Genomic DNA, 26,089 nt, shown 5'->3' on the forward strand with positions numbered 1-26,089 from the left:
CACCCCCTCGGCAGCCACCGACGAGCAGAAGAAGGGGGCCTTTCACGGATGAAAGGTTCGCTCCCGAGATGAAGAAACGGCTCCTGGCCGCCTTAGCGGCGGCCGGCATCGTCGCCACCGTCCTCGTCGCACCTTCCCCCGCCAGCGCCGCCGGCCCCAACCTGGCCGTCGGCAAGACCTTCAGTGCCAGCAGTTATACCGACGTCTACCCGGCCGGCAACGCCGGCGACGGCAACGCCAACTCGTACTGGGAAAGCAACAACAACGCCTTCCCGCAGTGGCTCCAGGTCGACCTCGGCACGGCCACGCAGGTCAACCAGGCCGTGCTCAAGCTGCCACCGGCCACCGCGTGGGCGACCCGCACGCAGACCCTGACCGTCCAGGGCAGCACCGACGGTTCCTCGTTCAGCACCCTCAAGGCCAGTGCCGGCTACACCTTCAACCCGGCCACCGGCAACACCGTCACCATCGACTTCACCGCGGCCGCGGCCCGCTTCGTCCGGCTGACCATCACCGGCAACACCGGCTGGGCGGCCGGTCAGATCTCCGAGCTCGAGGTGTACGGGCCGGTGTCCGGCACCGACACGCAGGCGCCGTCCGCTCCGGGCAACCTCGCCTACACCCAGCCCGCCTCGGGCCAGATCCGGCTCACCTGGGGCGCGTCGTCCGACAACGTCGGCGTCACCGGCTACGACGTCTACGCCAACGGCGCGCTGCGTACCAGCGTCGCCGGCAACGTGCTGACCTACACCGACTCGCAGCCGGCCGGCGCGACCGTCTCGTACCAGGTGCGGGCCAAGGACGCCGCGGGCAACGTGTCGGCCGCCAGCAACACGGTGACCCGCACCGGCACATCCACCCCGGGCAGCAACCTGGCCCTGGGCAAGCCGATCGAGGCGTCGTCGGTGGTGCACACCTTCGTGGCCACCAACGCCAACGACGACAACACCGCCACCTACTGGGAGGGCAGCGCCTATCCGGCCACGCTGACGGTCAAGCTCGGCGCGAACGCGGCCGTGTCGTCGGTCGTGGTCAAGCTGAACCCGGACAGCTCGTGGGGCACGCGGCAGCAGACGTTCGCGATCCTCGGGCGCGACCAGAGCTCGTCGGCCTACACGACGATCGCCGGCTCGGCGACGTACACCTTCAATCCCGCCTCCGGCAACACCGTGACCGTCCCGGTCAGCGCAACCACCGCTGACCTGCGTCTGTCCTTCACCGCCAACTCGGGCGCGCCGAGCGGACAGGTCGCCGAGCTCCAGGTCATCGGCAACGCCGCGCCGAACCCGGACCTCACCGTCACCGCCACCTCGGCCTCGCCGGCCTCGCCGGTCGAGACCGACACGGTCACCCTCTCGGCGACCGTGCGCAACGCGGGCACGGTGTCCAGCGGAGCCACCACCGTCAACTTCTACCTGGGTACGGCGAAGGTCGGCACCGCCAATGTGGGCGCCCTGGCGGGCGGCGCGTCGGCGACTGTCACCGCCTCCATCGGCGCTCGCGACGCCGGCACGTACCAGATCGTCGCCAAGGTCGACGAGGCCAACACGGTCTTCGAGACCAACGAGGCCAACAACTCGGCCACGGGTTCGCTGACCGTCACGCCGGTCAGCAGCTCGGACCTGATCGCCTCGGCGGTCTCCTGGTCGCCGGGCAACCCGACGGCCGGGCAGACGACGACCTTCTCCGTCACCTTGAAGAACCAGGGCTCGGCGGCCTCGGCCGGCGGCGCGCACGGCGTCACCGTCACGATCCTGAACGGCTCGACCGTGGTGAAGACGCTCACCGGGTCGTGGAGCGGCACCCTCGCGGCGGGCGCGTCCTCACCGGCGATCAGCCTCGGCACCTGGACGGCGGTCAACGGGCGCTACACGGTCCGCACGGTCGTCGCCGACGACGGCAACGAGCTGCCGGTCAAGCAGGCCAACAACACCAGCGAGAAGTCGTTCTTCGTGGGCCGCGGCGCCAACATGCCGTACGACTACTACGAGGCCGAGGACGGCCAGACCGGTGGCGGCGCGGCCGTCGTCGGCCCCAACCGCACCGTCGGCGATCTCGCCGGTGAGGCGTCGGGCCGCAAGGCCGTGACCCTCAACCAGACCGGCGCGTACGTCCAGTGGACCACCCGCGCGGCGACCAACACCGTCGTCGCCCGGTTCTCCATCCCGGACGGCACCACCAGCTCGGTCAACGTCTACGTCAACGGCTCGCTCAACAAGACGCTCCCGCTGACCTCCAAGTACGCCTGGCTCTACGGCAACGAGACCGCGCCGCAGAACTCGGGCACCGGCCCGCGGCACATCTATGACGAGGCGAACATCCTGCTCACCGGCTCGTTCCCGGCCGGCAGCACTCTTCGTTTGCAGAAGGACGCGGCGAACTCCGGCAACATCGCGATCGACTTCATCAACCTGGAGCAGGTCGCCCCCAAGGCCAATCCGGACGCCTCCAAGTACGTCGTGCCGACCGGCTTTGATCAGCAGTCGGTGCAGAACGCCCTGGACACCGCTCGCCAGGACTCGTCGAAGATCGGCGTCTACCTTCCGGCCGGCGACTACCAGACCTCCAACAAGTTCCAGGTGTACGGCAAGTCGATCCGCGTGGTCGGTGCGGGCCCCTGGTACACGCGCTTCTACACCCCGTCCACGCAGTCCGAGACCGACGCCGGCTTCCGGGCCGACAGCACGGCCAACGGCTCGACGTTCGCCGACTTCGCGTTCTTCGGCAACTACACGATCCGCATCGACGGGCCGGGCAAGGTCTTCGACTTCGCCAACACGGCCAACATCACCATCGACAACATCTGGACCGAGCACGTGGTGTGCCTCTACTGGGGCGCCAACACCGACAACATGGTCATCAAGAACGCCCGGATCCGGAACACCTTCGCCGACGGCATCAACATGACCAACGGCAGCACCGGCAACCTGGTCGACAACAACGAGGCCCGGGCCACCGGCGACGACAGCTTCGCGCTGTTCTCGGCGATCGACGCCGGCGGCGCCGACGAGATCAACAACACCTTCTCCAACCTCACGTCGATCCTGACGTGGCGGGCGGCCGGTCTCGCGGTCTACGGCGGCTACGCGAACACGTTCAAGAACATCTACATCGCGGACACCCTGGTCTACTCGGGCATCACGATCAGCTCGCTGGACTTCGGCTACCCGATGAACGGGTTCGGGGCCAACCCGCCGACGGTCTTCGACAACATCTCGATCGTCCGGGCCGGCGGCCACTTCTGGGGCGCGCAGGTCTTCCCGGCGATCTGGGTGTTCAGCGCGTCGAAGATCTTCCAGGGCATCCGGGTCTCGAACGTCGACATCGTCGACCCCACGTACTCGGGAATCATGTTCCAGACCAACTACGTGGGCGGGCAGCCGCAGAACATCGTCCAGGACACGGTCTTCACCAACGTGACCATCAGCGGTGCCCAGCGCAGCGGTGACGCCTACGACGCCAAGTCCGGGTACGGCATCTGGGCCAACCCGATGCCCGAGGCCGGACAGGGCCCGGCGGTCGGCTCGGCCACCTTCACCAACCTCCAGTTCAGCAACAACTACCGGGACATCGAGAACCCCACGAGCACCTTCACCATCATCCGGAACTGACCCTCTCCCTTTGGGGCCCGCGATCCGTCCCCCGCGGGCCCCATTCCGGCTGTTTGATGCGTATGTTCGGGTTGTGGAGCGAATCGACCTGCCGGACGGGCGCACGATGGAATACCTCGTCGAGGGGCCGACCGGCGGGCTGCCGCTGGTCTTCCACCACGGCACGCCGTCGGGGGCGGTGCGCTACGAGCCGGTCTTCGCCTCGGCGGTCCGGCACGGCCTGAGGATCATCATGCCGAGCCGGGCCGGGTACGCGGGGTCGTCGCCCCATCCGGGGCGGCGGGTGGCCGACGTCGCGGGCGACGTGGCCGCGCTGCTCGACGGGCTCGAGGCGGCGCACTTCGTGACGATCGGCTGGTCCGGGGGCGGGCCGCACGCGCTGGCCTGCGCGGCCCGGCTGCCCGGGCGGTGCCTGGGCGCGGCCCTCATCGCGGGCGTGGCGCCCTACCAGGCGCCGGGGCTCGACTGGATGGCCGGCATGGGCGAGGAGAACATCGCCGAGTTCGGTGCGGCCGCTCAGGGCGTACCGGAACTCGATCGGCTTCTGACCCAGATGGCCGAAGGCCTGGCCCGGGTGACCGGGGCCGACGTGGCCGAGGCGTTCGGCGACCTGCTGTCCGGTGTGGACAAGGGAGCGCTGACCGGCGAGTTCGCCGACTATCTGGCCGAGTCGTCGCGCTATTCGGTGTCGGCCGGCATCGCCGGCTGGCGCGAGGACGACCTGGCGTTCCTGTCCGACTGGGGCTTCCGCGTCGAGGACATCAAGGTGCCGGTGGCCGTCTGGCAGGGCGGCGAGGACCGCATGGTGCCGCCCGCGCACGGGCAGTGGCTGGCCACCCACGTGCCCGGGGCCGAGGCCCACCTGCTGCCCGGTGAGGGACATCTGTCGCTGCTGGCCGGCATCGACGCCGTGGTGGAGAGCCTGCTCGCGCACAGCAACTCCTGACCACCGTCATTCGTCGACGCGTTCGGCGACCCGGCCGCCGTAGAGATAGCGGCCGCCGTCGAGGAACGTGAGCATCGAGTACTTGCCGTCGACCGGCCGCGCGGTGATGAAAGTGGTCCCGCTGAGGAAGACGTACTTCTCGGTGGCCGGATTCTCGTCGAACTGCGCGGCGAACCCGAGCGGTGTGGACGTCACGTCGAAGCCGTCACCCGTGGCCACCACGTCGTAGGTGGCGAGCGGAAAACGGTAGCGCCCCGCGAAGGGCGCCGGACCGGGCTGTCCCGGCCCGGACGGCGCCGGCCGGGCCGGGACGGTCACGCCGGTGAGCTCGTGGACGATCCGGTCGAGCAGCTCGTCGAAGACGGGGCGGTAGACGGCGCTGTTGGTGCTGAGCGCGACGACGAGATCATGATCGGGCACGACCCGCCACTGGGTGGCCTGCCCCATGGTGTCGCCGTCGTGGCCGATCGCGGTCGTGCCGTCCCAGTCGTAGAGGACCGGCCCGAGCCCGCGCCGCCGGGCGCCCCGCTCCGGGACGCCGGGCAGGTCGAGCTGCGGCGTGGTCATCGCCGCGAACTTCCCGTCGAGGAACAGCCGCCCGAACCGGACCAGCTCGCGCGGCGCCGCGCAGGGCGAGGCGCCGGCCGGCCCGATCGACCGGGGCAGCTGCCACGGCCGGATCAGCTCGCCCTTCCAGTGGCCGGCCGAAGCCCGGAAGAGGATCGCCTCCTCGGCCAGCAGCGCGACATGGCGCATGCCCGAGGGCTCGAGGAGACGCTCCCGCAGCACGGACTCCCAGGTCGAGCCGCGCAGCCGGGCGACGAGTGCCCCGAGCACGCTGTAGCCGGCGTTGGAGTACGAGTACAGGGTGCCCGGCGCGGCGAACTGACCGGCGTGACCGCCGAGATGGGCCAGATAGCGGCCGACGGCGTCGTCGCCGCGGCCGGTGTCCTCGAACAGGTCACCGTCGAAGCCGCCGGTGTGCAGCAGCAGCTGCCGCACGGTGACCGTCTCGGTGGCCTCGGGGTCGACGAGCGCGAACTCGGGAAGGTAGCGCCGCACGGGCTGGTCGAGATCGACGAGGCCCTCGTCGACCAGCTGCATGACGAGCACGGCCGTCCACACCTTGGTGACCGAGCCGATCTGGAAGACGGTGTCCGTCGTGGTGGCCACTCCGGTCTCCACATTGACCACTCCGGCCGCCGCCTCGGCCAGCTCACCCCGATGACCGACGGCCACCGCGAGGCCGGGAACTTGATGCCGCTCGGCGACCTCGCCGATCCATTCGTCCAGCTCCGATGACCTCACCACAGGGCTTGCTGTCCTTCCGCTTCGTCGACGACCCGCTCGGGAAGCTCCCACAGCCGAAGGACGCCGTCCCGCCCGTTCGTCATCCACCGCCCACGCCCGTCGGTGGCGGCGATCGAGTTGCGGAGCGTCCCGTAATCGACGTCGGCCTGCCGGCTCAGGCTCCGGGTGGTGAGTAGGTGATGTCCTTCATGGTTGTGCGCCACGAGAACGAAGTCGTCGCTCACCAGCGCGGCCTCCAGTTCTTCCCCGGCGTGACAGGCGACGGTCACCGCTCCGGTGGTCACGTCGCGGAGGGCGATCTCCCTTATGTCGTGCGGCAGCGAGAGATAGCGGTCGCCCCCGGAGGAGAAGCCGTTGAGGAACTCGCCGGGCAGATCACGTCCCACTATCCGCCCGTCGACGAGCTCGGCCAGGTGGCTCAGCGGCGTGTCCTGGCCCATGGCCACGGACAGGCCCAGCCGCTTGCCGTCGGGATGGGGCCAGAAACCGGCCGCGCCCACCGAGGAGGCGAGCCGTTCGCGGGCGATCACCTCACCGGTCACCGCGTCGTGGGCCACCAATTCGTCGCCGGTCGGCAGATAGACCCAGAGAACCCCGTGGCGGTCGAGGTGGCAGTTCGGCTCACAGGGCGCCGCCGCCACGGGAACGTCGACGTGGGCCGGATCGCCCAGGCCGGGGTCGAGGACCGTCACCGACCTCTGCTCGCGGTGGGTGACCAGCCAGCCGGTGCCGGAGATGAAGGTCACGCGCCGAGAAGGCGGGACGGCGACCGTGGCGACGGCGAGAGGGCGCACCGCGGCACAGTAGCGCGGGCGCCCTCCGGCGTGGGAGCCGTCAGACTTCGACGGGGGAGAGCTCGGGCAGGACCTCCGGCTCGTGCTTCTCCTCGGTGGTCGCGGGGCGGGCCGTGGGGACCAGCAGGGCGACCAGGAAGGCGGCCGTGGCCACGGCGGCGAGGATCAGGAACGACGTGGTGTAGCCGGACTCGGCCGGGAGGCCGGCCGGGCCGGGGTGGCTGGTGACGATGGAGCTGACCACCGCGGTGCCGATGGAGGCACCGATGGTGCGGATGTTGGTGTTCATGCCGCTGGCGGCGCCGGTCTGGTGGCGGGGGACGGCCTGGACGATCAGGTTGATCATCGAGGAGTAGACGAGGCCGAGGGCCACGCCGAAGACGGCGCCGGCGATCGACAGGCTCCAGCGGTCGCCGTGCTCCAGGGCGAAGGACAGGGCGGCCAGCGCGCCCAGGGCCGAGCCGATCAACAGCTGGACCTTGCCGCTGAGCCAGCGGGTCAGGGGGCCGCTGAGCGAACCGAAGACGGCCATCATGACCAGCATCGGCAGCATGATCAGGCCGGCTTCGGTGACCGAGGCGCCGAAGCCGTAGCCGGAGGCCTTCGGCACCTGGACGAGCTGGGGCAGGAAGGCGAAGACGCCGAACATGGCCGCGCCGAACAGCAGGGCGACCAGGTTGGTGGTCCAGACCGCGGGCAGGCGCATCATCCGCATGTCGATCAGCGGGTTGGCCGAGCGGACCTCGGCCAGCAGCCAGGCCGCGAACAGCACCACCGCGGCGGCGAACAGGCCCAGGGTCTTTCCGGAGGTCCAGCCCCAGCTGGTGGCCTTGCTCAGCGGGAGCAGCAGGGCGACGAGCCAGGCCGAGAGCAGGGCCGCGCCGACCCAGTTGACCTTGCCGGGGGTGCGTACCGGTGACGGTGGCACGAAGCGCCAGGCGGCGACGCCGACCACGGTGACGACGGCCATCGGGATCCAGAACAGCCAGCGCCAGTCGAGGGCGCCGACGATCGGGCCGGCCAGGACGATGCCGAGGCCGCTGCCGGTGGCGATCACGGCGGCCAGGACGCCGACGGCCGAGGAGACGCGCTCGGCCGGGAACTCGTCGCGGATGATGCCGAACGAGACGGGGAAGACGGCGCCGCCGAGGCCCTGCAGGACGCGGGCGACGATCAGGACCGTGATGTTCGGGGCGATCGCGGCGACCAGGCAGCCGACGGCGATCGCGGCCAGCGCGACCAGCAGCGTGCGGTCCTTGCCGAGCATGTCGGCGATGCGGCCCATCAGGGGAGTGGCGACCGACGCGGACAGCAGCCAGGCGGTGAGCACCCAGGTGACCGTGCCGGCGGACGTGTGCAGGTCCTGCTGGATCGTCGGCAGAACCGGCGTCACCAGCGACTGCATGAGCGAGAAGGCCGCCGCGGCGGCGGCCAGCACCGCGAAGGTCGTTCGCGGCTTGCTCTGATAAAGTCGAGGCATGCCTCCAGATTAGTGGAGGGTTGCCTCCGGTTTGCAACCGCCGGACGGTGTGAGGAGGGTCTCGATGACTGACGTGCCTGTCGCGGTGCGCCGGCCGCAGCGTGCCGACGCGCGGCGCAACTTCGACGCGCTGCTCGCCGCCGCGCGTGGCGCGTTCGCCGAGAACGGCACCGACGCGTCCCTGGAAGACATCGCCCGCCGGGCCGGGGTGGGCATCGGCACGCTCTACCGCAACTTCCCGGCACGGCAGGATCTGTTCGAGGCGGTCTACGTCGACGAGATCGACCAGCTGCGCCAGGTGGCCGAGAAGGTCGCGGCGCTGCCGCCATGGCAGGCGCTGAGCGCCTGGCTGGAGCAATTCGTCCGGTACGCGGTGACGAAGCGCGCGGTCATCGAGGCGCTCAACCGCGAGTCGGAGATGTTCCGCTCCTGCCGCGCCACGATGTACGAGGCCGGGGAGCCGCTGTTCACCCGCGCCCAGGAGGCCGGCGAGGTCCGCGCCGACGCCAGCTTCGACGACGTCCTGCGCATGATCTCCGGCCTGACCGGCGGCGCCTTCGTCGACGACGCCCAGCGCGACCGGGTGTTCGGCTTCGCGCTGAGCGGCATCCGAGCCTAGAGGCTTGTCTAAAGGCGCACGGCTTCGCCGCTGCGGGCGCTGCGCCGGGCCGCGTCGAGGACGGTCATCGTCCGTACGGCGTCCTCGGGGTCGACCGGAACCTGACCCTCGCCCCGGACCGCGGCCGCGAAGGCCGGGTAGAACGTGTCCCAGCGACCACGCTCGGTCGGCACCGCGGTGCCCTCGTCGCCGCGGAAGATCTTGCCCTGGAGCGGCTCGACGCCCCACTGGTCGCCCAGCTCGGCCGGGGATCGGCCGCCCTTGAGCAGCTCCTCCTGGATGTCGATGCTGCCGTCGAAGCCGGTGATGAAGGCGCCGGTGGTGCCGACGACCCGGAAGCGCGGGCCCGGCGCGGGCTGGCGCCAGCTGCCCCACAGGTGCGACTCGACGCCGCCGACGTGGTGCAGCGCCATGAACATGTCGTCGTCGAGCTCACCGGAGCCGCGCATCTCGGCGTACACCCGAACCGCCGGACCATGCAGCAGCAGGGCCTGATCGACAAGGTGGGACCCGAAGTCCATGAGGGTGCCGCCGCCGGCCGCGCCGACCTTGCGCTCCGGCTGCCAGCGCTCGAAACGCGACTCGAAACGCCGGATCTGACCGAGCTGCCCGTCCGCGATGAGCCGCCGCAGCGTCAGCAGATCGGAATCCCAGCGCCGGTTCTGGTAGACGCTGAGCTTGACGCCTTTCGCGGCGGCGGCCGCGACGACCTCACGGGCGGCGCCGGCGTCGACCGCGAACGGCTTGTCCACGACCACGCTGAGCCCATGCGAGATCGCCTCGAGCGCGAGCGGGGCGTGGGTGCCGACCGGCGTCGAGATGGTGACCGCCTCGGCCCCCGCCGCCGCGATGGCCGCGATCGAGTCGAAAGCCGCCGCCTCGGGGTGCTGCTTGACCAGCTCGGCCCGGCGCTCCTCGTTGGTGGTGACCACGCCGAGGAACTCGATGTTCGCCGCCGACGCGATCAGAGGGGCGTGAAAGATCCGCCCACCCGAGCCGTACCCGACAAGCCCGAACCGCACCGCGTCACTCATGCCGGAAAGCCTGCCACATCCTCTGCCGCCCCCGATCCGCGGTCCGCCCGGCCAGCTGGTAATCGTCGCATCGGCGGGGGTGGGCATGGGACGCTTGCGGCAGCATCCGCCGAGAGGTGAGGCGATCCCGATGAGCGTGGCCGTGCTGGACCATCCCGAGCCGTGGAGCGAGGACGAATACTTCGCGCTCGGCGAGACCGCGAACCGGGTCGAGCTCATCGATGGGAGCCTGTGGGTGAGCCCCGCGCCGAGCAAGCGCCATCAGCGCATCTCATTCCTGCTCGCGGCGGGCCTCAATGCCGCGGCCGAACGCGCCGGCCTCCTGGCCCTGCAGTACGTCAATCTGCGACTCGCCAGTGGGCGCATTCTTCAGCCGGATTTCGTCGTGGCCGACACGGACGACGTGGGGAACACCGTCGAGGCCGCCGAGGAGCCGTTCCCCTTCGAGCTGGAGATGGCTTCCTTGCTGGATCGCCGCCGGCGCGGGTAGATCACGCGGCGACCGCGTGGGTCGCGGGTGAGTAGGTTTCGATGCGGTTCTTGCCCAAGATCTTGGCGGCGTACATGGCCAGGCCGGCTCGGCGGGTCAGGCCCTTGACCGTTATTCCTGGTTCGCTCAGGGCCACGCCGATGCTGGCGCCCACCGTCACCGTGGCCGCGGTCAGGGGCACCGGGGTCGCGAGCAGGGTGCAGAGGCCGGCGGCGATCTCGGTGGCCTTGGTGGCGTCGGTCACGACAGTGGAGGCCAGGGCCGGCGCGAGGGCGCCGATCGGGTCCTTGAGGCCGGAACCGGGGGGTCCTCGCCGCGGAAGCATCGACCGGCGCTGCGACGACATGCGTACGTTGCGTGATCCTTCCTGTCGGATGAGTGACCGGGACCCGGCTCCGAAGCCTTTCATGCGTCAACATTTGCCGCATGAAGCAGATGGAGCGCACCCCCTGGGCCGACCTCGACGGCCAGCCTCGCGAGCTGACCGCGATGCTGCTGGCCGCGCTCGAGGCGATGGGCCGCCACCCGGAGATCCGGCGGGTCCGTCGTACGGCCCAGGAGGCGCTGCGCCCCGAGGCGGGCTGGCGGATGCTCGACGCCGGCTGCGGCGCCGGTGACGTGGCCCGCCGGCTGGCCGGCGAGACCGGCGGCGAGGTCATCGCCCTGGACGCGTCGGCCGCGACCATCGCGGCCGCCGTCGAGCGCCACGACGGCGGCGACGTGCGCTACACCGTCGGTGACCTCGCCTCGATCGACCTGCCCGCCGACAGCGTCGACGGGGTCTGGTGCGAGCGGGTGCTCCAGCACGTCGACGACGCCGACGTGGCCATCGCCGAGCTGATCCGGGTGACCCGGCCCGGCGGGCGGCTCTGCCTGATCGACACCGACTGGACCTCGCTGGCCTTCGACGGGGTGCCGCCGGCGCTGGCCCGCACGGTCATCGACGACATGCACGGCCGGCTCACGCCGCGCCGGGCCGACATGGGCCGCACGCTGCGGCGCCGTCTGGTCGGCAAGGGTTTGCGCGACGTCGGCGCGACCCCGGTGACGTGCCTGTTCCCCGATCCGGAGTCGGCCGCGGTGGTGCTGCCGATGCTCAACCCCGGTGTGCCCGAGGATGCCTGGATGACGGCTGCGGGCGTACGGGAGAAGTGGTTCTCGCATGTCGAAGCAGCCGGCGCCCGGGGTGATTTCCTCGCGGTGCTGACGATCTGGGTGGTAACCGGAACCGTCTAGGAGGCGTGGCGCCAGAACTGTTTCTTCTTGACGTCGCGCACCACGATGCCGAGCCGCCCCAGCTCCTCGCGCAGGTCGCGCAGCTCGTCCTCGTCGCCCGACTTCAGGGCCTTCTGCCGCTCGGCCAGGATCGCGTTGGCCGCGGGCGAGATGTCCGGCAGATCAGGCACCCAGCGGCGGTAAGCGGCCAGATAGGGGTCCTCGTCCGCCCACGGCACGCCGTGCTCGGTGAAGGCGGCTCGTACGCGCCGTGACATCACGAGGGTGGGCTCGCGGGCCAGCTCCTGGCCGGTACGCCCGAGCAGCACGAGCCTGTCGCGGTCGGGGAAGACCACCGCGATGTCGGCCCGCGGCACGGCCCGCCGATGACCGGGCCGGGTCAGCACCACCTCGGCCGTCGACACCTGCACCTTCAGTGACTCGGCATCGATCAGCGCGGCCAGGACCAGACCCAGGACAACACCCAAGGCCGGGGTGACGTACGTCGTCACGACCTCCGGCAATTCCTCGATCAACCCGAACGGCCCGGGGAGCCACTCGACGCCGCTGAGCAGGTTGAGCAGCGCGGCCAGGCCGTAGCCGAGCGCGGGCGCCACGATCCACACCAGGGTGCGGAGCCACCACGGGGTGGGCACAGTCGTCGTCACGCCACTGAGTCTCCGGTGAGAACAGGCCGGCGGATACCGACCGAGGGCGACGCGACGTAGACCAAAGTCGACTGCCGGCGGCCGCGCGCCGCCGGTAGCGTCGGTGACGTGATGCGCCGCTGGCTCGTGGAGCTGACCCTGGCCGCCGTCGCGGTCGCGCTCGGCGTCTTCTTCACCGTCAACTCGCTCGGCGAGGGCGACGGCTGGCCGGTGCGGGCCGAGGCCGTGGCCGGCGCGATCGCGGTGGCCGGCCTGATCCTGTTCCGCCGCAGCCGCCCGGCCGCGCTGACGCTCGCCCTGATCCCGTTCGGCATCTTCTTCGCCATGCCGATGGGTGCCCTGCCGATCGCCCTGTTCAGCGTCGCCCTGCACCGCCGCGGTCCGATCGCGATCGCCCTGGCCGCGCTGCACGCCGTGGCGCTCGCCGTCGTCTACGGGTTCGCACTCGGCCTCACCCGCGTCTTCTACGAGAGCGTCACCTTCATCGTGCTGCTCAACGTCAGCCTGGTCGCGATCGGCATGCTGATCAGGTCGCACCGGCAGCTGGTGGCCTCGTGGGCCGAGCGGGCCCGGCAGGCCGAGGAGGGTCAGCGGCTGCGCGTCGAGCAGGCCCGACTGGCCGAGCGCGAGCGCATCGCCCGCGAGATGCACGACGTCCTGGCCCATCGCATCTCTCTTCTCGCGGTTCATGCCGGAGCTTTGGAGGTACGCCGGGACGCCTCACCCGAGGAGCAGAAGGCGGCCGGGACGATCCGCCAGTCGGCCCACGACGCCCTGGAGGACCTGCGCACCGTGATCGGCATGCTGCGCACGCCGGGCGAGGACCGGCCGCAGCCGACCCTGGGCGACGTGCCGGCGCTGGTCGAGCAGTCCCGCGAGGCCGGGGCCGAGGTCGGCCTGATCTTCGACGGCGCCGACGGGGTGCCCGAGCAGGTGGGCCGCAGCGCCTACCGGATCGTGCAGGAGGCCCTGACCAACGCCCGCAAGCACGCGCCCGGCGCGCCCATCGAGGTCACGATCAGCCGGACCGCCGATCCGGGGCTCACCGTGGAGGTGGGCAACGCGCTCGCCGCGGGCGGCAGCCGCCTGCCCGGCGCCGGGGCCGGGCTCACCGGTCTGCGGGAGCGGGTGCACCTGATCGGCGGCCGGCTCGAGCACGGGCCGACCCCGGGCGGTGAGTTCCAGCTGAAGGCCTGGCTACCGTGGCCGACGTGATCCGTGTGCTGCTGGTCGACGACGACGCCCTCGTGCGGGCCGGGCTGACCATGATGCTGGCCGCCTTCGACGACATCGAGGTGGTGGGCGAGGCGGTCGACGGCACCGAGGTGGCGGCCTCGGTCAACACGCACAAGCCGGACGTCGTGCTGATGGACATCCGCATGCCGGGCATGGACGGCCTGACCGCCACCGAGTCGCTGCGGCAGCGGCGCGACGCCCCCGAGGTGATCGTGCTGACCACCTTCGACACCGACGATCACGTGCTCCGGGCCCTGCGCGCCGGTGCCGGGGGCTTCCTGCTCAAACACACCCCACCGCTGCACATCGCCGAGGCCGTACGCAAAGTGGCCGCCGGCGAGCCGATGATGTCGCCCGAGGTGCTGCGGAAGATGATCGGCCTGGTCGCGGGCGCGCCGGCCGACCCGCGGCGGGCCCGGGCGCGGGCCGCCCTGCAGCGCCTGAGCCCGGGCGAGAGCGACGTGGCCCGCCTGGTCGCCGAGGGCCGCACCAATCAGGAGATCGCCACGGAGCTCCTGATGAGCACGGCCACCGTCAAGGCGTACGTCTCACGCATCTTCACGAAGTTGTCGTGCACGAACCGGGTGCAGATCGCCCTGGTAGTGCACGACGCGGCGGATCAGTAACCGGTCGGCACCATGCGGGAGAGCAGCTGCTCGACCGGGACGCTGGCGAAGCCGATGCGGACGTCGCTCGCGCCGTACGGCAGCCAGAAGTTGCCGTCGTGGACCAGGCCGCCGCACGAGTAGACGACGTTCGGCACGTAGCCCTCGCGCTCGATCTCGTCCGGGTCGAGCAGGCCCTCGGGCAGGTCGGCGATGACCCGGGCCGGATTTTCCAGGTCGAGCAGCATGGCCCCGATCGCGTAGCGGCGCATCGGGCCGACGCCGTGGGTCAGCACCAGCCAGCCCTCGCTCGTCTCGATCGGCGAGCCGCAGTTGCCGACCTGGATCAGGTCCCAGCCGCGGTGCGGCACCAACAGCGGCTCGGCCGCCTGCCAGCGGTGCTGGTCGTCGCGCACGCTCAGGCCCAGCGTCTCGCCGTCCGAGCGGCACAGCGCCATCTTGCGGCCGCCGATGTAGCGCGGGAACAGGGCCATGCCCTTGTTGCGGGCGGCCGGGCCGTGCAGCCGGGTCACCTCGAAGTGCCGCAGGTCGCGGGAGAAGATCACCCGGCCCGAGATGTGCCGTCCGTCGTACGCGGTGTAGGTGCCCTGGTAGACGTGCCGGCCGTCCGGGTCGAGGACGCGCACGAAGCGGGCGTCCTCCATGCCGTTGCTCTCGGCCGGTGTGGCCGGCCACAGCACCCGCTGGTGCAGGGGCACGGCCGGCGGGAACTGCACCGCGTACTCGTCGGTGACGATGTGCCGGATCCGGTCGATCGTCTCCTGCGAGGTCGGCCGGGCCAGCAGCTCGCCCGGCACGTGGCCGATGACGTCCTCGAAGTCCTGGTCGGTGTAGCGCTCGGGCAGCGAGCAGACCACGTACGCGGCCGCCTCGTGGTCGATGCCGGCGTCGATGAGCGCGGCCTCGAGCTGGTTCTTCCAGTGCTGCGCGCCGACCCGCTGGCCGATCATCAGGGGACCGTCGCGGTCCTCCATCCGGATGCGGTCGCCGGGGCCGAGCACGGCCGAGCAGAAGCCGATCGAGGAGATGTGCCCCTCGCCGATCTGCCGCAGGCTGATCGCGACCCGCAGCTCGCCGGCGTCGAGCCCGGTCTGGTCGGGGTGCGGCACCATCGACGGGTTGCACAGCGCCGCCGCCTCGACCGCGAACTCGTGGCTGAAGTAGGCGCCGATCAGCGTCCGGGCCGTGGGGGAGAGGTCGAGCCCGTTCGGCACGCGGTGCTGGACCAGCTCGTAGTGGTGCTGGAAGACGCCGAGCAGGTCGTGGTGCCGGCCGGCGAAGCGGGTCAGCACGTCGTCGAGCAGGCGGGCGATCTCGGTCTCGTCGAGCTGAAGGATGCGCTCGATGAGGCTCTGGGTGCGGTTCTTCACGCCCTGGGCGTCCTCGCCGGGCACGAACAGCTTGATCACCACGCGCCGGCCGTCCGGCTCCATGACGATGTCGTGGCGCGTGATCAGCGATTGGGCATTCATGACTGCGGTCATGCTAGGCCGCCTGACGGTCGGGTCGCGCTCCTGCTCACCAGATTGCGGGCATGCTGCAGCGTGGAGACGAGCGCGAGGGTTGATTCGGCTCCTTGGTTCACATTAGGACCTTCTACCGTCAATCCGTCATAACATCCGCCGGTTAGGGGGTCGTACATGACGGTTTGTGAGTCGTTGTCCCCGAGAAACCAGGCCACCGCCCGGAAGAGCTGCTCGTCCCAGCGGTCGTCGCCGGTGACCGCGGCCGCCGTGGCGCAGGCGTCGGCGGTGGCCGCGGCCTCGATCGGCTGCTGGTCGAAGCGGTGCTTGGGCACCCCCGGCCGCCACCCGCCGACCGGCACCGTTGACAGGTGGCCGTCGTTGTCCTGCTGCCGGCAGAGCCAGGCCAGCATCTTCAGGCCGGCCCGCAGCAGCGGCTCGTCGCCGAGCAGGTCGCCGGCCGCGATCAGCACCTCGGGCAGGGCCGGGTTGGCGTAGGTCAGCTCGGGCTCGGGCCACAGCCAGTCCGGATCCGCGGAGGGCAGGCCGATCACTGTGGCCGCGTCGGCCAGCAGCTGGGCCGCCTCGGTGTCGCGGGGGTCGGCCCGCAGCACCTCGGCCGCGCCCAGGGCCGCGTACGCCATGGCCCGCGACCAGGGTGAGCGCTGCCGCAGGCCCAGCCGGAAGGAGGTCATCGCCTCCCGGCGGATCCACGGCACGGTCGAGCGCGCGGCCGCGGTGCCCAGGCCCCACATCGCCCGGCCCCACCAGTCGCCGGTCGACGGCTCGTCGGTCCAGCGGCGGTCGTACGACATGCGGTTGCGGAACGCGCCGTCCGTGCCCTGCGCGTGCGTCAGGAAGGCCAGGTAGCGCTCGGCCAGGCCGACCAGCTGGGCGGTCGGCCGGGGTTCCCGGCTGATCAGCAGGAGCCCCCGGGAGACGTCGTCGACGCAGTAGCCGTGCTCACGCCGCACGATCGCGTGGCGGGCGTGCTCGAGCAGGCCGGTGTCGTCGGAGAGGCGGGCGACGTGACTCCAGTCGGGCGGTGGCGCGTCGGCGAGCTGAATCGGCGGCGGTACCAGCCGGAGCCCGATCGTCATGCCGGAACCGGCGTGGCGAGGGCGGGCAGCAGACGGCCGGCCAGGGCCTGATATCGGGCCGCGACCGCGGGCCAGCGCAGGGTCGGTCCGCCGGCCAGGCCGGTGAGCCGGCCCGGCATGCGGGGCTCGGCCAGCGCGCGCCGGATCGCCACCGCCATCGCCTCCGGGTCCTGGTGGGGCACGAGCAGGCCCGGCCCGTCGGCGAGCAGCTCCACCGCGTGCGGGAACTCGGTCGCCACGACCGGGATCTCGGCGCCGACCGCCTCGATCAGCACGCCCGAGGTGACCTGCTCGGTCGAGTCGTACGGCAGGACCACGACATCGGCCGAGCGGATCAGCCGGGTCAGCTCGGCCTCCTCGAGATAGGCGTCGGCCCACACGATCTGGCCGGCCACGCCGAGCGAGGCGGCGAGCTCCTTGAGCGAGTCGCGGTAGACGTCGCCGAACTGCTCCAGCACCTTGGGGTGGGTGCGCCCGGCCACGGTGTAGACCGGTTTCGGCTCGAGGTCGCCCAGCTGGGCCAGGGCGCGGATGGCCCACTCGATGCCCTTGCCCGGCCCGAGCAGGCCCCAGGTCAGCAGGTGCGGGCGGTCGTGGTCCGCGCGCGGGGTGCCGGCCCGGCTGCCGGCGCCGTGCGGGATCACCGAGATCTTGCGCGGGTCGACGTCGTAGCCGCCGGACAGCCGCTGCCGCGCGGTGTCGGTCATGGTGACCAGCGCGTCGGCCGAGGCGCCGATCCTCTCCAGCACCCGGCGCTGCAACGGGTCGGGGTTGCTCAGCACGGTGTGCAGCACGACGATCGACGGGATCCGCAGGGCGTGCAGTAGCGGCAGCACCTCGTCCCCGGCGTCGCCGGGGTAGATCCCGTACTCGTGCTGGAGGATCGCCACGTCGAAGCGGTTGAGCGCGTTCGCGGCGGCCTGCCAGCCGCCCGGGGTGTCCGTGTGCCAGGTGTGCACGACGCGGGGCGCGGCGCGGTCGAGCTCGATGCCGCCGCTGACGCTGTCGCCGGCCAGCAGCCGGACCACGCCGGAGGCGCCACCGGCGTTCAGATGCGTTCCCAGTGCGGCATTGAAGGTCGCCAAACCGCATTGGGTGGGCGGGTACGTGCTCAGAAAGCCAAACTTCGCGGACATTGGTCGGCCTTTCGGAAATACACCCCTTAGTGCGCAATTCGCATTCTGACGTTAACCTTTAGAGCTGACGATTTTGCGGTAAATGGTCAGATAGTCCTCGACCATCCGGTCGGCCGAGAACCGCTCCCGCGCCCGTTTCGCGCAGGCGGCGCGGTCCAGGCGGCCGATTTGCCCGATTGCCGCGACCGCTTCGTCCACGTTGCTGACCAGGTGTCCGGTCACTCCCTCATCGATGACCTCGGGCATCGACCCTTTGCGGTACGCGATGACGGGCGTCCCGCACGCCATCGACTCGACCACCGAGAGCCCGAACGGCTCGGCGAAGCGAATCGGATGAAGAAGCGCCAGCCCGGACCCGAGGATCGTGCCCCGCTCGTCCGGACCGACCGAGCCCAGATAGACGACCCGGTCCCCGTCGATCCGCGGTTCCACCCGCTCTGCGAAAAAGCGCCGGTCCTGCACGATCCCGCACATGATCAGCCGCCGGCCCGCCCGCTCGGCGATGTCGATGGCCAGATCGGTGCCCTTGTCCGGGTGGATGCGCCCGAACAGGATCAGGTCCTCGCCGCCCGGCGTGTGCCCGGGCAGACCGTCCAGGTCGATGCCGTGGTGCACGGTGGCCAGATAGTCGAGGTCGGGGGAGCGGTCGCTGTCCGAGATCGAGACGAAGTGCGACCGGGCCCGGCGGTACGCCGGGAGGATGTTCGCGCCGGAGAAGCCGTGGATCGTGGTCACCATCGGGGCCGCGCAGTGCTGCGAGAAGGCCAGCGGCAGCCAGTCCAGGTGGTTGTGCACCAGGTCGAACTCGCCCGAGCGGGCCAGCGCGTGCCCCACGTGCAGCGCCTCCCAGACGCGGCCGTCGATCTCGTCGTTCTCCTCGTAGCCGGTCGGCGCGACGCCGTCGAGGGTGGCCTTGGTGATCGAGTCGAGGCTGGCGAACAGCGTGACGTCGACCCCGCGGGCCACCAGCCCCTCGGTGATCAGACTGGTGATCAGCTCCCACGGCCCGTAGTGCAGCGGCGGCGTACGCCAGGCGATCGGCCCCAGCACGGCGACCTTCACGACAAACGCCACTTTTTAGTAGTTAACACGTGGATAGTATGCCCAGCGGTTTGCGGCCGCGTTCTCGTGTTAGACAACACGCATGACGGATCTCTGGTGGAAGAGCGCGGTCGTTTACCAGATCTACCCGCGCAGCTTCGCCGACGCCGACGGCGACGGCATGGGTGACCTGCGCGGCATCATCGAACACCTGGACCACTTGGCCGGTCTCGGCGTCGACGTGCTCTGGCTCTCGCCGATCTATCCGTCCCCGCAGGACGACAACGGCTACGACATCAGCGACTACCAGAACATCGAGCCGATCTTCGGCACCCTGGAGATCTTCGACGAGCTGCTGGCCGGCGCACACGCCCGCGGCATGAAGCTGATCATGGACTTGGTGGTGAACCACAGCTCCGACGAGCACCCGTGGTTCGCCGACTCCCGCTCGTCGGCGTCCAGCGACAAACGCGACTGGTACTGGTGGCGGCCCGCCCGCGAGGGCATGGAGCCCGGCACGCCCGGCGCCGAGCCGACCAACTGGGGATCGGCGTTCGGCGGCTCGGCCTGGGAGTACGACGAGAAGACCGGCGAGTACTACCTGCACCTGTTCTCGAAGAAGCAGCCCGACCTCAACTGGGAGAACGACGAGGTCCGGTCGGCCGTCTACGAGATGATGAACTGGTGGCTCGACCGGGGCGTCGACGGCTTCCGGATGGACGTCATCAACATGATCTCCAAGGACACGTCGCTTCCCGACGGCCGTCTCACGGCCGGATCGTCGTACGGGGACGGCTCACCGGCGTACATCAATGGGCCCCGCATTCATGAATTCCTCCAGGAGATGCACGCGAAGGTCTTCGCGGGCCGCGACGCCATGCTGACCGTCGGCGAGATGCCCGGCGTGACGGTCGACGAGGCCAAGCTGTTCACCGACCCGGCCCGCGGCGAGGTCGACATGGTCTTCCAGTTCGACCACGTGTGGGCCGACCGCGGCGACGACCCGTGGCTGCTCGTCCCGCTGCAGCTGACAAAGCTCAAGGCCATCTTCAACCGCTGGCAGACGGGCCTGGCCGAGGTGGGCTGGAACAGCCTTTACTGGAACAACCACGACCAGCCGCGCGCGGTCTCCCGGTACGGCGACGACAGCCCGCAACATCGCGTCGCGTCGGCCAAGATGATCGGCACGGTGCTGCACCTGCACCGCGGAACGCCCTACATCTACCAGGGCGAAGAGCTGGGAATGACCAACTTCCCGTTCCGTACGATCGCCGACTTCCGCGACATCGAGGCGCTCGGCCACTACGCGCAGGCGGTCGACCGGGAGGGCCGGACCCCGGAAGAGGTGCTGACCGTCTTGAGGGCGAGGGGCCGCGACAACGCCCGAACCCCCATGCAGTGGGACGCCTCGGCGAACGCCGGCTTCACGACAGGCACACCATGGCTGGCCGCGAACCCGAACTACCCGGAGATCAACGCAGCCGCCCAGCACGACGACCCGGACTCGGTCTACCACTACTACCGTCAGCTGATCGAGCTGCGCCACAACGAGCCCGCAGTGGTGGAGGGCGACTTCACGATGCTGCTGCCGAACGACGAGCAGTTGTACGCCTTCACCCGCCGCCTGAACGCCACCGAGCTCCTGGTGATCGGCAACTTCTCCGGCCACGAGGTGACCGCCGAGATCGACGGCTGGTCCGACGCCGAACTGCTCCTGTCCAACCTGCCGGCCCCGTCCGGCCTCACCCTGGCTCCATGGCAGGCAGTGGTCTACCGCCGAACGGTGTAGGACCGACGTGCGGGTCGGCGGCGCTGACGGCCGCCGACCTGGGGTGGGGTCAGCCGGTGATGGTGTCCCAGGAGTAGGCGAGCAGGGCGAAAGCGGCGCCCAGCAAAGCCAAGCTCACCCCGCGGGTGGTGATGGGGAGGGCGGCCAGCACGAGCAGGATGACCGCGATGAGATAGAAGACGCCCTGGATGGACATGAATGCTCCTCGATCCGTGGGGATGGCGGCGCCGAGATACCCCGCGGCCGAGGAGCGCTAAACCAAGGTCAAATTCAGTTCTGCCGTACGGATCGTCGTGTCGGTCGCGATCATGCGGGTGGCCGGGCCGGGCGGCTCTCCTGTGCCGTAGTTGCGCAGGTAGCGCGGATGCGCTCCACCCGCCACCAGCAGGCGCAGGCGATGTCCCGGGCGGAAGACGTGTGCCGCCGGGCCCATGTCGATCAGCGTGGGCCCGGAGGCGGGGATGCGGGTCAGGCCGTCGCAGATGTTGAGGGAGCGGCCGGACGGGTCGACGTCGCAGAGGCGGACGAACAGGTCGCCGCTCGGGGCCGTGGTCGTCGCGTCCACCGAGGCCGACACCGGGCCCATCACCGTCAGCGCCTCCTCCAGCGGGGCGCCGGTGAAGAGCAGAACGTCGGCGCGTTTCTCCAGGTCCGCGTTGTCGACCTGGCCCTGCGTGGGTGACTGGAGCGGGCCCCCGATCGACGGGGTCGGGTCGGCCGGGTCGTAGTGGAAGGTCGCGGGCTCGGTGACCATCGGGACCGCTGACGGGAATGTGCCCGGTGGCGGCCAGGAGGGAAGGTCGCGCCATTCGCCGGTGCCGCCCACGTGAACCCGTACGGCATAAGGGGATTGCTCGCCGCGTAGCCGGCGCAGAGCCTGCGGGAAGATCTCCGACCAGCCTTTCTCCAGGCTGGACGTGTGGGTCCACGGGCCGATCAGCAGGTCGACGTCGCGGCCGGCGGCGCGCAGGCGGGCGTACTGGTCGAGGGTCTGGTCGATCGAGAGGTCCCACCAGCCGGTGCAGAGGCTGACCGGCACCTCCATGGCGCCGGCCACCTCGGTCATGTCGGCGTCGCGCCAGAACTCGGGCTCGGGATGCGCGAGCCACTCCTCGAACGCCGGCCGGCGGCCCCCGAGCACCCGCGGATAGGCGTCGAGCAGTGGCAGGTCGTGGGTGGCCTGGCGCAGCCGGAATTTCAGGCGCAGCGCCGCCCGCAGCAGGCCGCCGCTGGTCAGGGCCGACGACTGGAACAGGGCCAGCCCGCCGACGAGCGCGCGTTCCAGACCGAACGCCCCGCCTCGCCAGAAGAAGTCGTGCGGGTCGTTGTGCCCGACCTGCTGGACCGCGCCCCGCCACTCCGGCGGTGGATCAAGGGCCAGGGCCGATTGGGTGTACGCCATGTAGCTGGCCCCGAGCGTGTAGAGCTCACCGGTGAACCAGTCCTGCTTGCGGAGCCATTCGACGGTGGCGCGCCCGTCTTCGGTCTCGTGACCCCAGGCGTGGAACGTGCCGCCCGAGCCGCCGGCGCCGCGGGTGCTCTGCAACAGCACGTGGAAGCCCTGCTCGGCGAAGAGCACACCGTAGAGGTAGTTCCAGGGGAAACCGCTTCGCACGTACGGGGCGCGGATCATCACGGTCGGGCAGGGCTCGCCGGTGACGGGTGCGTAGTGGTCGGTCAGCATCGGGCTCCGGTCGGCGGCGGGTACGGCCAGGTCCATCTCGCGGCGAACGTCGTAGCGGGCGGGCGGCCCGTTGCGGGTCCGCCGTCGCAGCAGTCGGAGGAACAGTGGCAGTCTTTCCATCGGGCGATCCTCATTTCCGTACGTTGTACTAGAAATAATAGGAGGCATCGATGGCTCGCGGAAGACCGCCGTCGCACACGCGTGACCAGGTGGTGGACGCGGCGGTCGCTCTGGCCGACGCGGAAGGGCTGGCCGCGGTCACCATGCGACGGGTCGCCACGGAGATCGGGGCGGGGGCGATGTCGCTCTACACGTACGTCCCCACCCGGGATTTCCTCATCGACCTGATGGTGGATCGCGTCGGCGGCACGGCCACGCGCGTGGAGCTGACGGGGGATTGGCGGGCCGATCTGCTGGCCATCGCCGGATCGCAGCGGGCGCTGATGTTGGCACATCCGTGGCTGCCGTCGGCCCTGCCGAACCGCAGCCTCACGGGCCGCAACACCCTCGAATATCTGGAGCAGGGGCTGGCGGCGCTCGCCCCGACCGGTCTCGACGGGGCCACCCGGATGGAGCTGATCGCTCTCGTGACCGGCTTCGTGGCGTCCTTCGTGACGTCCGAGTTGTCGGCTCAGGCCCCGGCCGAGGATCAGGTGGCGGCCATCGGCGAGGCGGTGGCGAGCGGCGACTTCCCGCATCTGGCGGCGGCGCTGGCCGCACCGGCCGGACCACGGGAGACGACCTTCGAGCGGATCGCCGACTGGATGATCACGGGCCTGGTCACCCAGGCCCGTGATCACGCGAACTAGCTCTTGATACAGATGTCGAACGGCTGACCGGACGGGTCGAGCAGCACCCGCCAGCGGTCCGGTTGCGGCTGCTCGGCCGGCTTGGTGGCGCCCAGCGCGAGCGCCTGCTCCTCGGCCTTGTCCAGGTCCTCGACGTAGAAGTCGAGGTGGTAGCGCTTGGGCGCGCTCTCCTGGGGCCAGCCCGGTCCGGAGTAGCCCGGCACCTGGCCGAAGCCGATGCTGGACGAGCCGTCGCCGATCATCGCGTACTCGTCCTGGCTGTGCAGCACCTTCCAGCCCAGCACCTCGGAGTAGAACCTGGCCTGCCCGGCCGGGTCGGCCGCGTCCAGGTTGATCATTGCCAACGTCGCGAATCCACTCATGGCACCGATCCTTCCCCCAGAGGCTGACACCTTCTGTCAGTTATCACTTGAGGTAGACCAGCCCGTCGATCGCGACCCCCGGACGTCCGGCGGTGCCCTCGACCTCGACCCGTACGGTGTGCTCGTCGCTGCCGCCGAACCAGCGCGACCAGACGGCCTGCCGGTTCAGCGGCCCGGTGGCCTTGAGGTCGACCGTGCTCTGCGCCTGCCCGTCCACGAAGATCCGCACCTTGCCGGCCTTCGGCCCCCGGCTGAACGCGAGCGCGACCGAGCTGCCGCTGAAGGTCCAGGTGGCGCTGCTCCCGGCCGTCGAGGCACCGAGCGCGGTGCCGCCGAGATAGGCGGAGTTGTTCAGGAGACGCCAGGTTCCGGTCCGCTGCGACGCGGCCTCGGAGAGGACCACAGGTGTACGGGTGACCGACGCGTTCACGGTGTTGCGGGCCCGGTCGCCGGCCACGATCGCGTAGGTGGCCGGCGCGCCGGCCCGGACCGCGAAGTTCCGGCTGGTCGTGGTGGTGAACAGGTTGGTCCGTGCCGGCTTCGTGAGCCCGACGTAGATCAGGCCGCCCGGGTCGGTGGCCTTCCAGTCGAGGCGTACGGGCACGGTGGCCCCGATGGCGCCGGGCCGCAGCACGAGATCGGGTTCCTTGTCGAAGACGGGCGCGACAGCGTCGGAGTAGACCGTGGTGGTGATCCCGGCGACCCGGCCCGACAGGTGCAGCGCCCGGATCGAGACGGCGTGCTTGCCGGGCGAGACGGTCAGCGAGGTGGTGCGGTGCGTGCCGGGCACGGCCGCGGCCAGCACCCCGTCCACGTAGACCTCGAAGCGGTTGATCAGTGCGCTCGCGGTGCGCGTGTCCCAGCGAGGGGTGATCGTGCCCTTGGTGAACCACATTCCCCCGTACGGCCAAGTGCCTTGCATGCTCAGCAGCCGGAACCCGGCCGGCGCGCCACCGGCGATGGCCCGAATGGCGGGAAGCTGCCGGTAGAGGCTGTCGCCCGGGCAGTCGGTGCGGCCGGCGTCGCGGTGCCCGGAGATCCGCCACATCTCGACCCGCGCACCCTTCGGGTAGCGGTTGCTGCCGCCGGAGGTGAGCACGACCCGCCCGCTGGGCAGGTTCCCGGCCGCGCCGAGCTTGTAGGCGGCGACGGTGGCGATGGCCCGCCGGACGGTGGCCGAGACCCCCGACCCGCCGTACGTCCCGATGGCGGCAATGGCACTGGCATCAGTGTTGAAGCCCATGGTGTGCGCGCCGAGCACGGGCATCTGAACGCCGCCGCCACGCCCTTCGTAGATCGTCCCGCACTTGTCGACGAGGAAGTTGTACCCGATGTCGTCCCACCCACGGCTGCGAACGTGATAGGCCTGAATCCCCCGAATGATCGCCGCCGACTGCGAACACGAGTAGCTGTTCCCGGTAGCCGTGTGGTGCACGAAGAATTCCTGGATGGCCCCCGTGTACTCGGGCGCGCCACGCACGATCCCTTCGTTGGCCCCCCATTGAGCCCGCGTAACAAGCCGAGGCACAGGCCGCACAGGAACCGCCACCGCCGCCCGACCCACCCCCTTCCGCGACGCCACACGGAGCCCTGCTTCCGCGCGCTCTGTTTCCGCGCGTCCCGCTTCCGCGCGTCCCGCTTCCGCGCGTCCCGCTTCCGCGCGTCCCGCTTCCGCGCGTCCCGCTTCCGCGCTTCCCGCTTCCGCGCTTCCCGCTTCCGCGCTTCCCGCTTCCGCGCTTCCCGCTTCCGCGCGTCCCGCTTCCGCGCGTCCCGCTTCCGCGCTTCCCGCTTCCGCGCTTCCCGCGCCCGCGCTTCCTGCGCCCGCGCGTTCACCTTCCCGGCCCGCGCTTCCCAGACCCGCGTCAACCCCCTCCCTTCTGCCCGACTTTTCGGATTTGTCGGGCGAGAGAAGTGAGTCGGTGCGCGTAGAGAGAGTGGGTGCCGTGGAGAGTCCCGGTGCTGTGGTGAGCTCGGGTGCTGTGGTGAGCTCGGGTGCTGTGGTGAGCTCGGGTGCTGTGGTGAGCTCGGGTGCTGTGGTGAGCTCGGGTGGCGCGGTCAGCGCGGGTGATGCCGCCCGTGTGGTGAATGCGGGCGTCGAGGCGCGCGGGGTGTCCGGGTTTACCAGGTCCACCCGGAGGCCGGCGGGTAGCGGGCTGCGGGCGCCGACCACTCGGGCCTCGATGCCGTTCGACGGGCCGACCCACAGGGGGTCGGTCGAGCCTCGGTGGTCGGCGGGGGAGACGCTGTCGGCCTCCAGGGTCTGCCAGTCCGACCAGCGGCCTGAGGAGATCTCCCGGGTTCGCACCCGCAGCGTGCCGCTCAGGGTGGCGGCCGGGTCGGACCAGGTCACGCCCAGCAGGCTGAACGGGCTGGTCTGTGGGCGTGCCACGGCGGAGCCGCTCAAGGCGACGGTCTGCAACTGTGGTGGCGCCGCGGGTGCGGCGGCTGTGGTTCGCGGGATCAGTGTGCCCGCGGCTATCGTGAGCAGCGCTGTCGCCGCTCGGGTCTTCGTCCGATTCCGGTGCACATGTCCCCCTGTGGTGCTGGTTCATCGGCCATGTGACACCTTGCCGGTCGATGCCGCGCTCGTCCGGAAAAGTCGGTCAAATCCCCCGGGATCTGGGGCCAAATGTCCGAACGGCCGGTGCATCACACCCTCTTTACAACCGGGGTTT

23 protein-coding genes and 1 pseudogene are annotated in these 26,089 nt (G+C 70.6%); 9 read left to right on the plus strand and 15 right to left on the minus strand.

The genetic code is table 11. The features are described from left to right. Positions 1-68 precede the first annotated feature (68 nt). Positions 69-3,611: a discoidin domain-containing protein gene (locus CRP55_RS32270; RefSeq protein WP_097325053.1), complete on the plus strand. Its 3,543-nt coding sequence runs from the start codon at positions 69-71 to the stop codon at positions 3,609-3,611. Between the two features lie 73 nt (positions 3,612-3,684). After that, complete coding sequence (locus CRP55_RS32275) at positions 3,685-4,557, plus strand: alpha/beta fold hydrolase (protein WP_097325055.1); 873 nt, start codon at positions 3,685-3,687, stop codon at positions 4,555-4,557. A gap of 6 nt (positions 4,558-4,563) precedes the next feature. Here the strand turns inward: CRP55_RS32275 and CRP55_RS32280 are convergent, their stop codons facing one another. The 3 genes from CRP55_RS32280 to CRP55_RS32290 are packed head-to-tail and all read right to left on the minus strand — an operon-like array spanning position 4,564 to position 8,142. Further along, positions 4,564-5,868, minus strand: a complete 1,305-nt coding sequence (locus CRP55_RS32280; protein WP_218854753.1) for a serine hydrolase domain-containing protein — start codon at positions 5,866-5,868, stop codon at positions 4,564-4,566. Then, positions 5,862-6,662 carry a hypothetical protein gene (locus CRP55_RS32285; protein WP_143235052.1) on the minus strand — a complete coding sequence of 267 codons (801 nt, stop codon included), beginning with the start codon at positions 6,660-6,662 and terminating at the stop codon, positions 5,862-5,864. The genes CRP55_RS32280 and CRP55_RS32285 overlap by 7 nt, the downstream gene beginning before the upstream one ends. 40 nt (positions 6,663-6,702) lie before the next feature. Beyond that, positions 6,703-8,142 carry an MFS transporter gene (locus tag CRP55_RS32290; RefSeq protein WP_097325059.1) on the minus strand — a complete coding sequence of 480 codons (1,440 nt, stop codon included), beginning with the start codon at positions 8,140-8,142 and terminating at the stop codon, positions 6,703-6,705. A 64-nt stretch (positions 8,143-8,206) separates the two neighbouring features. Between CRP55_RS32290 and CRP55_RS32295 the strand changes: the two genes are divergently transcribed. Further along, positions 8,207-8,761: a TetR/AcrR family transcriptional regulator gene (locus CRP55_RS32295; RefSeq protein WP_097325061.1), complete on the plus strand. Its 555-nt coding sequence runs from the start codon at positions 8,207-8,209 to the stop codon at positions 8,759-8,761. An 8-nt stretch (positions 8,762-8,769) separates the two neighbouring features. Here CRP55_RS32295 and CRP55_RS32300 read toward each other — a convergent pair whose 3' ends face one another. Next, positions 8,770-9,795, minus strand: coding sequence for a Gfo/Idh/MocA family protein (locus tag CRP55_RS32300; RefSeq protein ID WP_097325063.1), 1,026 nt, complete (start codon positions 9,793-9,795; stop codon positions 8,770-8,772). On the opposite strand from CRP55_RS32300, the gene CRP55_RS32305 reads away from it, so the two are divergent. Beyond that, positions 9,794-10,285 (plus strand): Uma2 family endonuclease, encoded by a 492-nt coding sequence (locus tag CRP55_RS32305; RefSeq protein ID WP_245923522.1) that lies wholly within the window; start codon positions 9,794-9,796, stop codon positions 10,283-10,285. The two genes, CRP55_RS32300 and CRP55_RS32305, sit on opposite strands and share 2 nt — an antisense overlap. A 1-nt stretch (position 10,286) precedes the next feature. Here CRP55_RS32305 and CRP55_RS32310 read toward each other — a convergent pair whose 3' ends face one another. Next, complete coding sequence (locus tag CRP55_RS32310) at positions 10,287-10,631, minus strand: diguanylate cyclase domain-containing protein (protein ID WP_097325065.1); 345 nt, start codon at positions 10,629-10,631, stop codon at positions 10,287-10,289. A gap of 80 nt (positions 10,632-10,711) precedes the next feature. On the opposite strand from CRP55_RS32310, the gene CRP55_RS32315 reads away from it, so the two are divergent. Beyond that, positions 10,712-11,521, plus strand: a complete 810-nt coding sequence (locus CRP55_RS32315) for a methyltransferase domain-containing protein (RefSeq protein ID WP_097325067.1) — start codon at positions 10,712-10,714, stop codon at positions 11,519-11,521. On the opposite strand, the gene CRP55_RS32320 is transcribed toward CRP55_RS32315, so the two are convergent. Next, the gene (locus CRP55_RS32320; protein WP_143235056.1) at positions 11,518-12,168 is read right to left on the minus strand and encodes a YqeB family protein; all 651 of its coding nucleotides are present in this window, start codon (positions 12,166-12,168) and stop codon (positions 11,518-11,520) included. The genes CRP55_RS32315 and CRP55_RS32320 overlap by 4 nt on opposite strands. A 111-nt stretch (positions 12,169-12,279) precedes the next feature. Here CRP55_RS32320 and CRP55_RS32325 point away from each other — a divergent pair, with 111 nt between their 5' ends. Then, on the plus strand, positions 12,280-13,383 hold the full coding sequence (locus CRP55_RS32325) for a sensor histidine kinase (RefSeq protein WP_097325071.1): 1,104 nt from the start codon (positions 12,280-12,282) through the stop codon (positions 13,381-13,383). Continuing rightward, positions 13,362-14,030, plus strand: a complete 669-nt coding sequence (locus CRP55_RS32330; RefSeq protein ID WP_342751596.1) for a response regulator transcription factor — start codon at positions 13,362-13,364, stop codon at positions 14,028-14,030. Before CRP55_RS32325 ends, CRP55_RS32330 begins: the two co-directional genes overlap by 22 nt. Here the strand turns inward: CRP55_RS32330 and CRP55_RS32335 are convergent. Genes CRP55_RS32335 through CRP55_RS32350 form a run of 4 tightly spaced genes read right to left on the minus strand, consistent with a single transcriptional unit; the run spans position 14,024 to position 18,791 of the window. Beyond that, the gene (locus CRP55_RS32335) at positions 14,024-15,502 is read right to left on the minus strand and encodes a glycoside hydrolase family 130 protein (protein WP_245923523.1); all 1,479 of its coding nucleotides are present in this window, start codon (positions 15,500-15,502) and stop codon (positions 14,024-14,026) included. The two genes, CRP55_RS32330 and CRP55_RS32335, sit on opposite strands and share 7 nt — an antisense overlap. An 8-nt stretch (positions 15,503-15,510) precedes the next feature. After that, the gene (locus tag CRP55_RS32340; protein ID WP_097325077.1) at positions 15,511-16,593 is read right to left on the minus strand and encodes a glycosyltransferase; all 1,083 of its coding nucleotides are present in this window, start codon (positions 16,591-16,593) and stop codon (positions 15,511-15,513) included. Beyond that, positions 16,590-17,729, minus strand: coding sequence for a glycosyltransferase (locus tag CRP55_RS32345; protein ID WP_097325079.1), 1,140 nt, complete (start codon positions 17,727-17,729; stop codon positions 16,590-16,592). Before CRP55_RS32345 ends, CRP55_RS32340 begins: the two co-directional genes overlap by 4 nt. Positions 17,730-17,780: 51 nt before the next feature. Beyond that, the gene (locus CRP55_RS32350) at positions 17,781-18,791 is read right to left on the minus strand and encodes a glycosyltransferase family 4 protein (RefSeq protein ID WP_097325081.1); all 1,011 of its coding nucleotides are present in this window, start codon (positions 18,789-18,791) and stop codon (positions 17,781-17,783) included. Positions 18,792-18,873: 82 nt separating this feature from the next. On the opposite strand from CRP55_RS32350, the gene CRP55_RS32355 reads away from it, so the two are divergent. After that, positions 18,874-20,559 (plus strand): glycoside hydrolase family 13 protein, encoded by a 1,686-nt coding sequence (locus tag CRP55_RS32355; RefSeq protein ID WP_097325083.1) that lies wholly within the window; start codon positions 18,874-18,876, stop codon positions 20,557-20,559. 49 nt (positions 20,560-20,608) lie between these two features. Here the strand turns inward: CRP55_RS32355 and CRP55_RS53360 are convergent, their stop codons facing one another. Then, positions 20,609-20,755, minus strand: a complete 147-nt coding sequence (locus CRP55_RS53360; protein WP_179855415.1) for a hypothetical protein — start codon at positions 20,753-20,755, stop codon at positions 20,609-20,611. Positions 20,756-20,812: 57 nt separating this feature from the next. Continuing rightward, complete coding sequence (locus tag CRP55_RS32360) at positions 20,813-22,363, minus strand: CocE/NonD family hydrolase (protein WP_097325085.1); 1,551 nt, start codon at positions 22,361-22,363, stop codon at positions 20,813-20,815. Between the two features lie 50 nt (positions 22,364-22,413). Here CRP55_RS32360 and CRP55_RS32365 point away from each other — a divergent pair, with 50 nt between their 5' ends. Then, entirely contained in the window at positions 22,414-23,052 is a 639-nt protein-coding gene (locus CRP55_RS32365) for a TetR/AcrR family transcriptional regulator (protein WP_097325087.1), read from the plus strand. On the opposite strand, the gene CRP55_RS32370 is transcribed toward CRP55_RS32365, so the two are convergent. The 3 genes and pseudogenes from CRP55_RS32370 to CRP55_RS56640 all read right to left on the minus strand — a co-directional run. Then, entirely contained in the window at positions 23,049-23,414 is a 366-nt protein-coding gene (locus CRP55_RS32370) for a VOC family protein (protein ID WP_097325089.1), read from the minus strand. The genes CRP55_RS32365 and CRP55_RS32370 overlap by 4 nt on opposite strands. Before the next feature lie 43 nt (positions 23,415-23,457). Beyond that, positions 23,458-24,894: a peptidoglycan recognition protein family protein gene (locus CRP55_RS32375; RefSeq protein WP_245923524.1), complete on the minus strand. Its 1,437-nt coding sequence runs from the start codon at positions 24,892-24,894 to the stop codon at positions 23,458-23,460. A 690-nt stretch (positions 24,895-25,584) separates the two neighbouring features. Next, positions 25,585-25,941, minus strand: a pseudogene (locus tag CRP55_RS56640) (N-acetylmuramoyl-L-alanine amidase); the annotation flags it as partial. Positions 25,942-26,089: the final 148 nt, after the last annotated feature.

The sequence above is a fragment of the Paractinoplanes atraurantiacus genome (genome assembly GCF_900215205.1).
Taxonomy (GTDB): Bacteria; Actinomycetota; Actinomycetes; order Mycobacteriales; family Micromonosporaceae; genus Actinoplanes; species Actinoplanes atraurantiacus.